Raw genomic sequence first — 13,339 nt, forward strand, 5'->3', positions numbered from 1 at the left:
CCTGGGAGAGGGTTAGGGTGAGGGGCATCTTTCAGGCCTCCACCGCCTCCCCGGACACCACTTCCTCATCTCCGCGCACAAACCGGTTCGCCCGGCCAAACGTGCCGAAATCATTGAAGCGCACACCCATCTCGCGCATCACCTTGTGCGCCACCGGCACGGTCATCTGACGAATGTAAAACGGCTCCTTGACCACGAAATGATGAATCCCGTGACTGCTGCCGAAGTTGAAGCAGAACGCTTGCAACGGCCACAGCCACCACGGGTTCAGCACCTGGCATTGCTGCAGCACATTGCCCGGTTCGACGTCGCCGTAGTAATGCATGTTCGAGCTGATGAAGTGCAGGCAGAAAGTGCGCAGCACGTTGGGGCCGATGATCACCACGGCGGCGATATCGATCACCTGCATCACCGACAGCGTGGTGGCCGACCATTCGATGGGCGAGCCGAGCAAATGCGCGATGCCATTGGCCGCGTGAAAGCCGAGAAACACGTACCACGCTCCCCAATGCAGCAGCGCCAGCGGTGCGTAGACCTTGAGCACGCGTTTGCCGATGCTCCACTTGTGTGCCCAGGTCTTGGCGCGGAGCAGGCGGATAAAGGCCGACATGACGTTATCGCCAACCATCAGCAGACGGGCAAAACCCCACGGCTCGCCATTGGTGATTGCGCGCTCTTCCATGTCGGCTTCAGTGCCGGAAACCTTGTGATGGTTGAGGTGCAGATGACGACGGATCCACGGGTTGATCGTGCTCGGTCGCGCCAGCCAGACCAGGCCCATCATCAGGTTGTGCGGCACGCGCTGCTTGCGAAAGTACATGCTGTGGATCAGGTCGTGTTCCAGCTCATGGGTCAGCGAGGCGAAAAAAGCATTGAACAGCAGGCACACCCACCAGGCCATATGGCCAGTGGCGTACAGCGCCGCCGAGCCGATCATCCCGGCCAGCGCCAACGCCAGAATCCCCGCACCGAGGGCATCCTGATGCTGAAGAATCGGGTAGCGCTCACGCAATTGCGCACCCTTGGCCAACACCACTTGGCGAATATGTGCCGAGCGCTGCGCCGCATTCAGTCGTTCAGGGCTTGCAGAAGTACCGTCCATGCTTCCATCCTCGGGTCTAAGATGAATGCATCGTGCCTTGCCGGGGTTCGATCCGCGCTAGCCAAGAACGCCAACCTGTTGACCGGACGCGCCAATCCGCATGAAGGAACCGACCTCCCTCGCCAGCTGGACCCGCGCCTTGCGCAAACAACTCGACGCGCTCGGGCTGGACAGCCTTGCCTTGTGCCAACAGGCCGGGCTCGACCCTACGCTGATGGACGACCCCAATGCGCGCTATCCGCTATCCGGTACCACGCGCCTGTGGGCGCTCGCCGTTGAAGCCAGCGGCGACCCGGCGCTGGGCTTGCGCGTGTCGCGTTTCGTCAGCCCGACCACGTTCCACGCGCTCGGTTATGCGCTAGTGGCCAGCGGCAGCTTGCGCGAAGTGTTCGAGCGCATCGTGCGCTATCACCCGGTGGTCAGCGATGCGCTGGAACTGGAGCTGAGCCGTAGCAATGACCGTTATCAATTTCGCCTGAAAATTCCGCCCGGCAACCCGGCGCCGGCCTTCGAAGCCATCGACGCATTTACGGCGATCTACGTGCGCACCTGCCGCAATCGCCTCGGCCGTGACTACGCACCGCTGGCGGTGTACTTGCGCCGCCCCGAACCGAGCGATGCCCAGCAATGGCACAAAGTCTTCCGCGCGCCGGTGTATTTTTCCGCCGCCGAAGACCGCCTGGAATTCGCCCTCAGCGACTTCGACAGCCACCTCGACGACGCCAACCCGGAACTGGCCGAGCACAACGAAGCCGTACTCAAACGCACCCTCGCCCAGCTCAAACCGCTGACCTGGGAGCGCAAGGTGCGCGATGCCATTGAAGAACAACTGCCCGAAGGCGAACCGAGCGCCGAGCGCATCGCCCAGGCCTTGCACCTGAGCCTGCGCAGCCTGCAGCGGCATCTGGCGGATGAGGGCTGTCGCTTCGACACCCTGCTCAACGAAAGCCGCGAAAATCTCGCGCTGCTGCACCTGCGTGACCCGCAGTGTTCCTTGAGTGAAGTCAGCTATCTGCTGGGATTCGCTGACACCAGCAGCTTCAGCCGCGCGTTCAAGCGCTGGACCGGGATGACGCCGGGGCAGTTTCGGGATCAGTTGCGCTGATCCGAAATCACCATTGTGTGATCCAGCGCCTTCGCGAGCAGGCTCGCTCCCACCGTTGGAATGCGTTTCCTTGTGGGAGCGAGCCTGCTCGCGAAGAGGCCGTCAGACCACCACAAACCCCAGCTCAAAAACAGTGCCGTCGGCGTCACTCCTCACCCGCACCTGCCCGCCATGCAACTGCATGATCGACTGCACGATCGCCAAACCCAGCCCACCCGAATCTCCCGGTTCCGCACGTGAAGGATCGACGCGGTAGAAACGGTCGAACAGTTTGCCCAGATGCTCAGGCGCGATGACCGGGCCGTGGTTGTGCACTTGCAGCCAGCACATACCCGGTTCATCGCGGCGTTGCAGGCTGATCAGGCTGTCGGGGTCGGCGTGGCGTACGGCATTGGCCAGCAGATTGCCGAGGGCGCGTTGCAGCAGTTGCTGGTCGGCGAGCAATTCGCCGTGCATGCGGTTTTGCAGTTGGAGGTCGCGGTCATCGGCCAAGGCTTCGAAGTAATCGCAGAGTTCGTCGCCGACGTTGCGCAAGTCCAGTGTGTGCAGATTGAGCGCACGTTCGGCCTGTTCGGCGCGGGCGAGGAACATCAGGTTCTCGGCCATGCGCTTGAGCCGTTCGAACTCTTCCATGTTCGAGGCCAGCACTTCCTGATATTCGGCCGTGCTGCGCGGATGGTTCAGGGCCTGGCCGTTGCTGGCGAGCAAGGTGTGCAGAGGGGTGCGGATTTCGTGCGCGAGGTCGGCGGAGAATTGCGACAGGCGCTGCACGCTGTCGTCCAGCCGCGCCAGCATGGTGTTGAGCGCGTGCACCGGCTCGCGCAGTTCGCTCGGCGTGCCCTCGGTAGGCAGGCGTCGATCGAGGCTGCGCAGATCGATGCTGCGCACCGCTTCACTCAACTGATGCAAGGGCTGCAAGCCACGCCGCAGCAATAACAGGCCCAGAGCAAACGCGAGCACCGCGCCGAGGCCGACGGACAGGTACAGACGCAGGCGATAACTGCCGAGCATCTGCTCACGCTCGCTGAGCACTTTGCCGGCGATCACCGTGAGGGTTTCACCGTTGGGGCCTTGGGCCTGGCCGGACAGCAAGGCCAATTCGGCGCCGTCGCTGGCCTGCCAGGTGAGCACGTCACGGCGCTGCGGCATTTGCTCTCGCGGTAATGCATTGAGCGCGGGCAGTTCACGCTGACGCGGGTTGATCGCGATCACGCTGGAGCCGTCGGCCCGGCGCACCAGCAGCAGACTGTCGAGATTACCGAGCATGTTCTGATACAACCGTGGCCGCGCCTGCAAGGCGTCGAGGCTGTCGCTGTCGGCGAGCAAGGCACGTACTTGCTCGAGGCGACCGAGCAAGGCCATGTCGTCACGAAAGGCCAATTCCGAGGCCAGCGAGCGGTAGAGGAACACGCCGATTGCGCTCAGCGCCAGCGCGCAGACCATGGCGAAGGCCAGCGCCAATCGCCAGGCAATCGACTTACTCCACATCGTCCGGCGCTTCCAGTTGATAACCGACGCCGCGCACGGTGTGGATAAGTTTCGGCATGTACGGGTCGTCAACCTTGGCGCGCAAACGACGCACGGCGACTTCGACCATGTTGGTGTCGCTGTCGAAATTCAGGTTCCACACCTGCGATGCGATCAGCGTGCGCGAAAGCACTTCGCCCTGGCGGCTGGCGAGCAGCTGCAAGAGGGCGAATTCCTTGTTGGTCAGGGCAATGCGCTGGCCGCCGCGACTGACCCGGCGGCGCAGCACGTCGATTTCCAGGTCGGCGATGCTGTACGACTCGGCTTCGCGCATCGGCCCGCGTCGCAGCAGCGTGCGCACGCGCGCGAGCAACTCGGCGAAGGCGAAGGGTTTGAGCAGGTAATCGTCGGCGCCCAGCTCAAGACCACGCACGCGGTCTTCGATAGCGTCCTTGGCGGTGAGAAACAGCACCGGTGTGGCGCCGCGCTGGCGGATCAGCTGGAGCAATTGCCAGCCGTTGAGGCCAGGCAGCATCACGTCGAGGATGATCAGGTCGTATTCCTGCTGCTCGATAAAATAGCGGCCGTCGAGGCCATTGAGCGCCACGTCCACGGCGAAACCCGACTCGCCCAGGCCCTTGGCGAGGAAATTGGCGGTTTTGGCTTCATCTTCTACGACCAGCAAACGCATGGCACACCTCAATTGATCAGGTACACAGGCTAGGCGTGTTCGGCGCCGTTGCCCATTACAAACTTGTAATCCGCCTGACGGAGTTCTGACGAAGTGCGCCGGTTAAGGTGCAGACATCCCCATTCGGAGCCTGCCCATGACCGTCAAATACCTTGTCGCCAGCCTGATCCTCGGCCTCAGCGGCGCAGCAAGTGCCACGCCAGAACTGCCGCGCCACGCCGATCTCGACCTGAAAACCGCACGCTGGCTGGCGGACAAGGCGATGAGCAGTTGCACCGGCACGGTGTCGGTGCTCGACCGTGGCGGCAACCTGCTGGTGACTCTGCGTGGTGACGGCGTTGGCCCGCACAACACCGCCGCCAGCCAACGCAAGGCTTACACCGCGCTGTCGACCAAGACGCCGACGCGGCTGTTCGCCGAGCGCGCCCGCAGCAACCCGGAAACCGCCAACCTCAACACCCTCGATAAATTGCTCTTGCTCGGCGGCGGCATTCCGTTGTTCGCCGGCAGCGAACTGGTCGGCGCCATGGGCGTGGCCGGTTCCGGCGGCGGTGAGCAAGACGAAAACTGCGCCCGCGCCGCCGCCGACAAAGCCGGCCTGACCATCACCCGTTCCCACTAAGGAGATCCACCATGACCACCCTGCGCATGACTCTCGCCGCCCTCGGCCTGAGTGCTGTTTCCAGCCTGGCGCTGGCCGCCGGCAATCCGCTGAGCGTGCACGTGCTCAACCTGGAAAATGGCCTGCCGTCACCGGGCATCAACGTTACCCTGGAAAAACACGTCGGCGAAAACTGGCAGCCACTGGCCCAAGGCACCACCAACGAACAAGGGCGGATCGCCGAACTGTTCCCGGCCAAACAGCCATTCGAAGCCGGTGAATACCGCGTGGTGTTCAAGACCGGCGAGTATTACCAGAAGATCAAGCATGAGACGTTCTTCCCGGAAATTCCGGTGATCTTTCAGGTCAAGCAGACCGATCAGCACTACCACATCCCGCTGCTGCTGAGCCCGTACGGTTTCTCGACCTATCGCGGTTCGTAATCCAAACGCGGATCCTTCGTAGGAGTGAGCCTTTGTGGTGAGGGGATTTATCCCCGCTGGAGTGCGCAGCAGTGCCTTTTTCAGGGCCGCTTCGCGCCCCAGCGGGGATAAATCCCCTCGCCACAGGTGCCAGTTCCGACATTGGATCGGTTTCAGTTTTCAGATCGTGGCCAAGGCACGCAATCTCACCGCATCGAGAATTTCGATTTCGCCGTATGCGAGCCCGATAATCCCCTGCCCCTGCAGATCCTTGAGGATCTGATTGGTGGTCTGCCGCGACAGCGACAGCATCGCCGCCAACTGCTCCTGCGGCAGTTGCAGCGTCCGGCGTGGTGCGTCGAGTTCGCCGTAGCCTTCGGCAATCATCAGCAGCCGATGGGCGAGACGCGCCGGGGCTGGCAGCAGGCTCAGCTGTTCGAGATTGATGAAGGCCAGGCGCAATTTGTGGCTCATCAGCAGCGCCAGATGCCGCCAGTACTGCGGCTGTTCGTCGAGCAATTTGAGCAACGCCGCTTGCGGAACATTCAGCAAGGTGCACGACCCGACTGCATAGGCATCGTGAGTGCGAGGCTGGCCATCGAACAGGCAGATTTCGCCGAACCAGTGCGGCGCCTCTATCAGACTCAGCAAGGCCTCCTTGCCCTGCTCGCTCACCGCGCCAATGCGCACTGCGCCATCGAGCACTGCATACAGACCGCACGGCGCATCGCCACGCTGGAACAGTCGTTGTCCCGCCGTCAGCCGCCGCTCCCGAGCCAGCGCCAGCAGGCTATCCTGAAAAGATGCAGGCAAATGACTGAACCACTGGCCGCTGAGCAACCGTGCACGAATTTGCATAACCACTCCTGGAGTGTCGCCTGCCCGACAGAGCGAACGCGGATCCCGAGGGATGATGCATTCAACCCCACTGGAGGAACAACAATGAAAAGCCTCGTCGACCACCTCAGTCAATACGCCGCCTACCACCGCGACCCGCGCAACATCGCCAGCCACTTTATCGGCATTCCGCTGATCGTGGTGGCGGTGGCTGTCCTGCTGTCACGGCCGCAGTGGGCGCTGGGCGGGTTGTGGATATCTCCGGCGGTTTTGTTAGCGCTGGCCTCGGCGTGGTTTTACCTGCGCCTGGAATTGAAGCTTGGCGTGTTGATGACAGTACTGATGGGGCTGTCGGTGTGGGCCGGGCATGCACTGGCGCAGCAGAGCACCATGGTCTGGCTGAGCAGCGGCCTGGCGATGTTTGTGATCGGCTGGGTGATCCAGTTTGTCGGGCATCACTATGAAGGGCGCAAACCGGCGTTTGTCGATGACATCAGCGGGCTGATTGTCGGGCCGTTGTTCGTTGTGGCTGAGTTGGCGTTTCTGCTGGGGATACGGCAGGAATTGAAACAAGAGATCGAGTTGCGGGCGGGGATGGTGCGGGTCAATCCGAATCGCGCTGCTGTCTAGATCGTATTCGCGAGCAGGCTCGCTCCCACATTTGGAATGAGTTTTCCCTGTGGGAGCGAGCCTGCTCGCGAAGCTTTTGCCTTTAAATATTGGCGACTTTCTGCCAGACCTTCGGCTTGAAGAACAGGGTTTCACCCTTGGCCAACCCGATCAGGCTGTCGTGGTCTTTCACCACTTCGGCCTCGATCAAATCCGTCTGCCCCTCAACCTTCAACGTCACCCGCGTGGTCGCGCCCAACGGCCGGATATCGCGCACTTCAGCGGCATGGTGATCTTCCAGCTCATGCTTGGACAACGACACTTCGTGCGGGCGGAACAGCACGTGGTTGTCGTCGCTCAGCAGCAAGCGGTTCGAGTCGCCGAGGAAGTGATAGACGAAATCGCTGGCCGGGTTTTCGTAGACGTCGCCCGGTGAGCCGATCTGCTCGATCACACCCTTGTTCATCACCACGATGCGGTCGGCGACTTCCATCGCTTCTTCCTGGTCGTGGGTCACGAACACCGAAGTCAGGTTGATGTCTTCGTGCAACCGCGCCAGCCAGCGCCGCAGTTCCTTGCGCACCTTGGCGTCGAGGGCGCCGAACGGTTCGTCGAGCAGCAGCACTTTAGGTTCCACCGCCAGGGCACGGGCCAACGCGATGCGCTGACGCTGGCCACCGGACAACTGCTCCGGGTAGCGATCCGACAACCAGTCCAGTTGCACCATGTTCAGCAGTTCGTGAACCTTGGTGGCGATCTGGCTTTCGCTCGGGCGCTGGTTTTTCGGTTTCATCCGCAGGCCGAACGCGACGTTGTCGAACACTGTCATGTGGCGGAACAAGGCGTAATGCTGGAAGACGAAACCGACGTTGCGATCACGCACGTCGTGGCCGGAAACGTCCTCGCCGTGAAAAACGATGTTGCCCTGATCCGGGGTTTCCAGACCGGCAATAATGCGCAGCAAGGTGGTTTTGCCGCAGCCCGACGGACCAAGCAGCGCGACCAGCTCACCGCTGTGGATATCCAGGCTGATGTTGTCCAGCGCCTTGAACGCGTTGAAATTCTTGCTGACGTTACGCACTTCGATCGACATGAGTTATTCCTCCGCGGCGCTGGCGCGCAGGCGGTTGATACGGTTTTCGCTCCACTGCTTGAGCAGCAGGATGAAGAGCGCCAGGATCAGCAACAGGCTCGCCACGGCGAATGCGGCCACGTGGTTGTATTCGTTGTAGAGGATCTCGACGTGCAGCGGCAAGGTGTTGGTCACCCCGCGAATGTGCCCGGAAACCACCGACACCGCACCGAACTCGCCCATGGCCCGCGCGGTACACAGCACCACGCCATAAATCAGGCCCCACTTGATGTTCGGCACGGTGACGTGCCAGAACATCTGCCAGCCATTGGCACCGAGCAGGCGCGCGGCTTCCTCCTCTTGGGTGCCTTGTTCCTGCATCAGCGGAATCAGTTCACGGGCCACGAACGGCACGGTGACGAAAATTGTCGCCAGCACAATGCCCGGCAGGGCGAAGACGATCTGGATGTCGTGATCCTGCAGCCACGGCCCGAAAAGGCCCTGCGCACCGAACATCAGCACGTAGACCAGACCGGCGATCACCGGCGACACCGAGAACGGCAGGTCGATCAGCGTCACCAGCATGCTCTTGCCACGGAACGAGTATTTGCTCACGCACCACGCCGCGCTGACGCCGAACACTAGGTTCAGCGGCACCGAAATCAGCACCGCGAACACGGTGAGTTTCAATGCCGAAAGCGCGTCCGGTTCAAAAATCGCGGTGAAGAACGCGCCGAGACCGTTTTTCAGACCTTGCGATACGACGATGAACAACGGCAGCAGCAGAAACAGGAAAAAGATCAGCCAGCCAAGACCGATCAGGACTCTGCGCGAAGTGGCGCTGCCACGGCGCGCTGCGTTGGCCGAAGAGGCGGCCGCAATGGACGATTGGGACATGTTCGCGCCTCCTTATGGGGTTTCGATGCGCCGCTGCAGCAAGTTGATCAGCAGCAACAGGATGAAGGAAACCACCAGCATCAATACGCCGATGGCGGTAGCGCCGGTGTAATCGTATTGGTCGAGTTTGACCATGATCAGCAGCGGCAGGATCTCGGTTTTCATCGGCATGTTGCCGGCAATGAAAATCACCGAACCGTACTCGCCGACGCCACGCGCGAACGCCAGGGCAAAACCGGTCAGCCAGGCGGGCAGCAGTGCCGGAACCAGAATGTGGCGAAATACCTGCCATGGCTTCGCACCCAGGCACGCCGCCGCTTCCTCGACTTCACGGGGAATATCGGCCAGCACCGGTTGCACCGTGCGCACCACGAACGGCAGCGTGACGAAGGTCAGTGCGAGGGTGATACCCAGTGGGGTGTAGGCGATTTTGAAACCGAGATCGGCAGCGAACTGCCCGACCAGCCCGGCCGGCGCGTACAGCGCGGTCAGCGCGATACCGGCCACAGCGGTCGGCAGGGCGAACGGCAGATCGATCATCGCATCGATCACCTTGCGCCCGGGGAAGGTGTAGCGCACCAGCACCCAGGCCAGCAACGTGCCGATGATGCCGTTGATGATCGCCGCACACAGCGCGGTACCGAAGCTCAGCTTCAACGCCGCCAGCACCCGCGGTGCGGAGATGATCGTCCAGAACTGATCCCAGGTCAGCTGGGCGGCGTGGACGAACATCGCCGCCAGCGGGATAAGCACAATCAGGCTGAGGTACACCAAGGTGTAACCCAGCGTCAGCCCGAAGCCGGGTATGACGGGGGAGATACGACGCGACATAAAAGTCCCTGGTTGAAAACGCATCAATGTGGGAGTGAGCCCTGTGGTGAGGGGACTTATCCCCTCACCACAAAAGCTCAGTCCCACATGTCATGTGCCCAGACATCAGGCCGGTTGAAGGCGAGATTACTGCGCCTGATAAATCTGGTCGAACACGCCGCCGTCGTTGAAGAATTTCGGCTGCGCGGATTTCCAGCCGCCGAAGTCCTTGTCGATGGTCACCAGTTCCAGTTTCGGGAACTGCTGGGCGTACTTGGCCGCTACGTCCTTGTCACGTGGACGATAGAAGTTTTTCGCGGCGATTTCCTGACCGGCCGGGCTGTACAGATGCTTGAGGTAGGCCTCGGCGATCTGCGCGTTGCCCTTCTTCTCGGCATTCTTGTCGACCACCGCCACTGGCGGTTCGGCGAGGATCGACAGCGACGGCACGACGATGTCGAACTTGTCTGCGCCGCCGTCTTCTTTCAGCGCCAGGAACGCTTCGTTTTCCCAAGCCAGCAACACATCGCCCTGACCGTTGTTGACGAAGGTAATGGTCGAACCACGGGCGCCGGTGTCAAGGATCGGCACGTGCTTGAACAGGGTCTGTACGTATTCCTTGGCCTTGGCTTCGTCACCACCGTTGGCTTTCAGGCCATAGGCCCACGCGGCGAGGAAGTTCCAGCGCGCACCGCCCGAGGTTTTCGGGTTTGGTGTGATCACCGAGACATCGTTCTTGACCAGATCGCCCCAGTCCTTGATGCCTTTCGGGTTGCCCTTGCGCACCAGGAACACGATGGTCGAGGTGTACGGCGTGCTCGCTTGCGGCAGACGCTGCTGCCAGTCGGCCGGCAGGCTCTTGCCGAGCTTGGCGATTTCATCGATGTCACCGGCCAGGGCCAGGGTCACCACGTCAGCACGCAGGCCATCGATCACCGCACGCCCCTGCTTGCCCGAGCCACCGTGGGACTGCTGGATTTTCACCGTGTCGCCGGCATGGTCCTTCTGCCAGAACTTGATGAATTCGGCGTTGTATTCCTGATACAGCTCCCGTGTCGGGTCATACGACACGTTGAGCAGCTCGTAATCCTTGGCAACGGCGGAACCGGCAAACACGGCACTGACCAGCGCGGCCAGAGCGTAACGGCGAATCGACGACATGGTGAAAGCTCCTGGAATTCTTGGTGATGGCTTTTTCTTATGTATTGCTGGAATCGGATCGCGTTGAAAGATCGCCGCCTTCGCCAGCTCCTGCACGCAGCCCCTGTAGGAACTGCCGAAGGCTGCGATCTTTTGATCTCACCCCGGTTGTTTACCGGGTTGCTGCAAACGAAATTTCTCTTTGCGTTCGATCTGTACGACTTGCGCGTTGTGCACAGTGATCTCCACCGCGCCGAACCGCAGATCGCGCAGGGCGCTCTGGATTTCACGCAAGATGGTGCTTTCGTCCTGACCGTCAACGCTGCGAAGGGATGCGCTCATGGTGCTGCTCCTTTGAAGGGGATTTGCCTGGCAGTGGGCGGCACTGCGTTCGGCGTGGGAGCAATATAAGAGAGGCATGGATATTCTTAAAAAGACTATTTAAGAATGTTTATATAACCAGAAAACAATATGAGAGAGGGCAAGGGGTTTGCGCTGATTTGAAATCGTCAAGAGAACTTGTGGCGAGGGGATTTATCCCCGTTGGACTGCGTAGCAGTCCCATTTCTTGGGGCCGCTACGCGACCCATCGGGGATAAATCCCCTCACCACAAGGTCGGTGATAGCCTGATAGGCCTTTTCAGCCAATCAATGGCGTTTTCGCCCAATCAAGCCGATCCGCAGACACCGGCCGCCCAAACCAGTAGCCCTGCCCCAGATCGCATTCCTGCGCCAACAGAAATGCCGCCTGCTCAACCTGTTCGATCCCTTCGGCATGGACCTGCATGCCCATGCTGCGGGCCAGCGCGATGATCACCCGGACAATCGCCACGTCATCTTCATCCCACGGCAACCCGGCGACGAAGCCCTGATCGATCTTGAGTTTCTGCACCGGCAGGCGCTTGAGCCGCAACAGCGAGGAATAACCCGTGCCGAAATCATCGATGGCCAGACGCACACCCAGCTCGCGCAAGCGATGCATCTGTTCCAGCGCCACTTCAGGGTCATCCATCACCGCGCTTTCGGTAACTTCCAGTTCCAGATAGACCGGATCCAGCCCCGTGTCGTGCAGCACCTGCGCTACCTGCTGGTAAAGCTCACGTCGGGCAAACAGCCGCGAGGAGACATTCACCGCGACGAACCCCAGCACCACGCCGCTCTGCTGCCATTGGCACATCTGTCGGCAAGCCTGCTGCATCACCCAGGCATCGATCTCGGCGATCAGCCCGGTGCGCTCGGCAATCGGAATGAATTCTGCCGGCGACACCAGACCGCGCTGCGGATGCTGCCAACGCACCAGTGCCTCGACGCCAACCAGACGGCCGCTTTGCAGGTCATGCACCGGTTGGTAGTAGACACGCAGTTCCTCCTGCTCCAGTGCGCGGCGCAGCTCGAAGGCGATTTCGACCCGTTGCTGGGCATGGGCGGTCAGCTCTTCGGTATACAGCGCGTAGCCATTGCGCCCGCTGCTTTTGGCCTTGAACAGCGCGCTGTCGGCGTTGCGTAACAACTGCTCGGCGCTGAGGGCATCGCTGGGAAACAGGCTGATGCCGATGCTCGCGTTGATGAACAATTGATTGCCATCTACCAGCACCGGCTCCTTCAAGGCGTCCAGAGTCCGTTGCGCCAGCGCGGCGGCCTGGGCCGGCTGTGGACAACTTTCCGCGAGCACCGCGAACTCGTCACCGCCGAGCCGCGCCAAGGTAATGCCGTGGCCGAACAGTTCCTGCAAACGCGTCGCCACCGCTTTTAGCAACCGATCGCCGACGTTATGCCCGAGACTGTCGTTGATCATCTTGAAATGATCCAGATCGAGCATCAGCAGCGCGCAGCCACGTTTGTGTGTCTGTGCCGACGCCAGCGCCTGCTCGGCGCGATCGCTGAACAGCAGGCGATTGGGCAGATCGGTCAACGGATCGTGATGCGCCAGGTGTTTGAGCTCGGACTCGGAATCCTTGATCGCACTGATGTCGGAGAACACCGCCACGTAATGGCTGAGCCGTCCGGAATCATCGTGAATCACCCGGATGGTTTGCCACTGTGGATAAATCTCGCCGGTCTTGCGCCGGTTCCAGATCTCGCCGCTCCATTCACCTTCAGCCTCGAGGGTAGCGAACATCGCCTGATAGAAGCCCGGCGGATGATGACCGGACTTGAACAGACTGGGCTGCTGGCCGATGACCTCGTCGCGCCGATAACCGGTGATCTCGATAAAGGCGCGATTGACGTGGACGATCAGGCCCCGGTGGTCGGTAACCAGCACCCCTTCGCGAGTGCAGTCGAACACGGCGGCCGCCTGACGCAGACGCTCACGGTCGGTGTGGCGCTCGCGCAAATGAGCGCCGATGCCGAGAAACCCGCACTGCCGCGCCCGTGCGAGGAAAATCAGCGCGGCGCTGATCGTCGCCAGCAGATAACCGTTGATCAGTTGCCAATGGGTCAGCTCACGGGAGTCATCGAAGAATCTGCTTAATAAATGATCAGAAACTTGCAGCCACAGGGCGGCCAGTACGAGGTAGAGCAGCGCTGCACGCAAGGCATCGCGGTAAGTCGCAGACATTCGGTCGTCCATGTCCCTACAAAAAG

At 61.2% G+C, this 13,339-nt stretch carries 14 protein-coding genes; 4 read left to right on the plus strand and 10 right to left on the minus strand.

Going from position 1 to position 13,339, the window contains the following annotated elements; all coding sequences use genetic code 11:
- Nucleotides 1–31: 31 nt before the first annotated feature.
- Entirely contained in the window at nucleotides 32–1,102 is a 1,071-nt protein-coding gene (locus ACV8MC_RS05625) for a fatty acid desaturase (protein WP_457264707.1), read from the minus strand.
- Nucleotides 1,103–1,202: 100 nt separating this feature from the next.
- Between ACV8MC_RS05625 and ACV8MC_RS05630 the strand changes: the two genes are divergently transcribed.
- A complete protein-coding gene (locus ACV8MC_RS05630; protein WP_252868593.1) occupies nucleotides 1,203–2,207 on the plus strand; it encodes an AraC family transcriptional regulator in 1,005 nt (334 codons plus the stop codon).
- 102 nt (nucleotides 2,208–2,309) lie between these two features.
- Here the strand turns inward: ACV8MC_RS05630 and ACV8MC_RS05635 are convergent, their stop codons facing one another.
- Together ACV8MC_RS05635 and ACV8MC_RS05640 are read right to left on the minus strand one after the other, a co-directional pair.
- Nucleotides 2,310–3,695: a heavy metal sensor histidine kinase gene (locus ACV8MC_RS05635; RefSeq protein WP_457264710.1), complete on the minus strand. Its 1,386-nt coding sequence runs from the start codon at nucleotides 3,693–3,695 to the stop codon at nucleotides 2,310–2,312.
- On the minus strand, nucleotides 3,685–4,365 hold the full coding sequence (locus ACV8MC_RS05640) for a heavy metal response regulator transcription factor (protein WP_041477440.1): 681 nt from the start codon (nucleotides 4,363–4,365) through the stop codon (nucleotides 3,685–3,687). Before ACV8MC_RS05640 ends, ACV8MC_RS05635 begins: the two co-directional genes overlap by 11 nt.
- A 136-nt stretch (nucleotides 4,366–4,501) precedes the next feature.
- Here ACV8MC_RS05640 and ACV8MC_RS05645 point away from each other — a divergent pair, with 136 nt between their 5' ends.
- Together ACV8MC_RS05645 and uraH are read left to right on the plus strand one after the other, a co-directional pair.
- On the plus strand, nucleotides 4,502–4,987 hold the full coding sequence (locus ACV8MC_RS05645) for a GlcG/HbpS family heme-binding protein (RefSeq protein WP_431078272.1): 486 nt from the start codon (nucleotides 4,502–4,504) through the stop codon (nucleotides 4,985–4,987).
- Between the two features lie 11 nt (nucleotides 4,988–4,998).
- The gene (uraH, locus tag ACV8MC_RS05650) at nucleotides 4,999–5,409 is read left to right on the plus strand and encodes a hydroxyisourate hydrolase (protein WP_042610175.1); all 411 of its coding nucleotides are present in this window, start codon (nucleotides 4,999–5,001) and stop codon (nucleotides 5,407–5,409) included.
- A 159-nt stretch (nucleotides 5,410–5,568) separates the two neighbouring features.
- On the opposite strand, the gene ACV8MC_RS05655 is transcribed toward uraH, so the two are convergent.
- Nucleotides 5,569–6,246, minus strand: a complete 678-nt coding sequence (locus tag ACV8MC_RS05655) for a Crp/Fnr family transcriptional regulator (RefSeq protein WP_457264712.1) — start codon at nucleotides 6,244–6,246, stop codon at nucleotides 5,569–5,571.
- Nucleotides 6,247–6,330: 84 nt separating this feature from the next.
- Here ACV8MC_RS05655 and ACV8MC_RS05660 point away from each other — a divergent pair, with 84 nt between their 5' ends.
- Complete coding sequence (locus ACV8MC_RS05660; RefSeq protein WP_095181132.1) at nucleotides 6,331–6,855, plus strand: Mpo1 family 2-hydroxy fatty acid dioxygenase; 525 nt, start codon at nucleotides 6,331–6,333, stop codon at nucleotides 6,853–6,855.
- Nucleotides 6,856–6,937: 82 nt separating this feature from the next.
- On the opposite strand, the gene ACV8MC_RS05665 is transcribed toward ACV8MC_RS05660, so the two are convergent.
- From ACV8MC_RS05665 to dibA, 6 genes are all read right to left on the minus strand, one after another.
- On the minus strand, nucleotides 6,938–7,927 hold the full coding sequence (locus tag ACV8MC_RS05665; protein ID WP_056786991.1) for a sulfate/molybdate ABC transporter ATP-binding protein: 990 nt from the start codon (nucleotides 7,925–7,927) through the stop codon (nucleotides 6,938–6,940).
- A 3-nt stretch (nucleotides 7,928–7,930) separates the two neighbouring features.
- A complete protein-coding gene (gene cysW / locus ACV8MC_RS05670) occupies nucleotides 7,931–8,803 on the minus strand; it encodes a sulfate ABC transporter permease subunit CysW (protein ID WP_041477435.1) in 873 nt (290 codons plus the stop codon).
- 12 nt (nucleotides 8,804–8,815) lie between these two features.
- Nucleotides 8,816–9,634 (minus strand): sulfate ABC transporter permease subunit CysT, encoded by an 819-nt coding sequence (cysT, locus tag ACV8MC_RS05675; RefSeq protein WP_016772245.1) that lies wholly within the window; start codon nucleotides 9,632–9,634, stop codon nucleotides 8,816–8,818.
- A gap of 126 nt (nucleotides 9,635–9,760) precedes the next feature.
- The gene (locus ACV8MC_RS05680) at nucleotides 9,761–10,774 is read right to left on the minus strand and encodes a sulfate ABC transporter substrate-binding protein (protein WP_150637858.1); all 1,014 of its coding nucleotides are present in this window, start codon (nucleotides 10,772–10,774) and stop codon (nucleotides 9,761–9,763) included.
- Nucleotides 10,775–10,912: 138 nt separating this feature from the next.
- Nucleotides 10,913–11,095, minus strand: coding sequence for a sulfur starvation response protein OscA (oscA, locus tag ACV8MC_RS05685; RefSeq protein WP_007917682.1), 183 nt, complete (start codon nucleotides 11,093–11,095; stop codon nucleotides 10,913–10,915).
- Nucleotides 11,096–11,393: 298 nt separating this feature from the next.
- The gene (gene dibA, locus ACV8MC_RS05690; RefSeq protein ID WP_457264715.1) at nucleotides 11,394–13,313 is read right to left on the minus strand and encodes a phosphodiesterase DibA; all 1,920 of its coding nucleotides are present in this window, start codon (nucleotides 13,311–13,313) and stop codon (nucleotides 11,394–11,396) included.
- Nucleotides 13,314–13,339 lie beyond the last annotated feature (26 nt).

This window comes from Pseudomonas sp. PK-RTE-24 (assembly GCF_054052265.1).

Coding starts and splice junctions, on each gene's coding strand:
- ACV8MC_RS05625 (WP_457264707.1), bottom strand. CDS start 1,102: ATGGACGGTACTTCTGCAAGCCCTGAACGACTGAATGCGGCGCAGCGC.
- ACV8MC_RS05630 (WP_252868593.1), top strand. CDS start 1,203: ATGAAGGAACCGACCTCCCTCGCCAGCTGGACCCGCGCCTTGCGCAAA.
- ACV8MC_RS05635 (WP_457264710.1), bottom strand. CDS start 3,695: ATGTGGAGTAAGTCGATTGCCTGGCGATTGGCGCTGGCCTTCGCCATG.
- ACV8MC_RS05640 (WP_041477440.1), bottom strand. CDS start 4,365: ATGCGTTTGCTGGTCGTAGAAGATGAAGCCAAAACCGCCAATTTCCTC.
- ACV8MC_RS05645 (WP_431078272.1), top strand. CDS start 4,502: ATGACCGTCAAATACCTTGTCGCCAGCCTGATCCTCGGCCTCAGCGGC.
- uraH (WP_042610175.1), top strand. CDS start 4,999: ATGACCACCCTGCGCATGACTCTCGCCGCCCTCGGCCTGAGTGCTGTT.
- ACV8MC_RS05655 (WP_457264712.1), bottom strand. CDS start 6,246: ATGCAAATTCGTGCACGGTTGCTCAGCGGCCAGTGGTTCAGTCATTTG.
- ACV8MC_RS05660 (WP_095181132.1), top strand. CDS start 6,331: ATGAAAAGCCTCGTCGACCACCTCAGTCAATACGCCGCCTACCACCGC.
- ACV8MC_RS05665 (WP_056786991.1), bottom strand. CDS start 7,927: ATGTCGATCGAAGTGCGTAACGTCAGCAAGAATTTCAACGCGTTCAAG.
- cysW (WP_041477435.1), bottom strand. CDS start 8,803: ATGTCCCAATCGTCCATTGCGGCCGCCTCTTCGGCCAACGCAGCGCGC.
- cysT (WP_016772245.1), bottom strand. CDS start 9,634: ATGTCGCGTCGTATCTCCCCCGTCATACCCGGCTTCGGGCTGACGCTG.
- ACV8MC_RS05680 (WP_150637858.1), bottom strand. CDS start 10,774: ATGTCGTCGATTCGCCGTTACGCTCTGGCCGCGCTGGTCAGTGCCGTG.
- oscA (WP_007917682.1), bottom strand. CDS start 11,095: ATGAGCGCATCCCTTCGCAGCGTTGACGGTCAGGACGAAAGCACCATC.
- dibA (WP_457264715.1), bottom strand. CDS start 13,313: ATGTCTGCGACTTACCGCGATGCCTTGCGTGCAGCGCTGCTCTACCTC.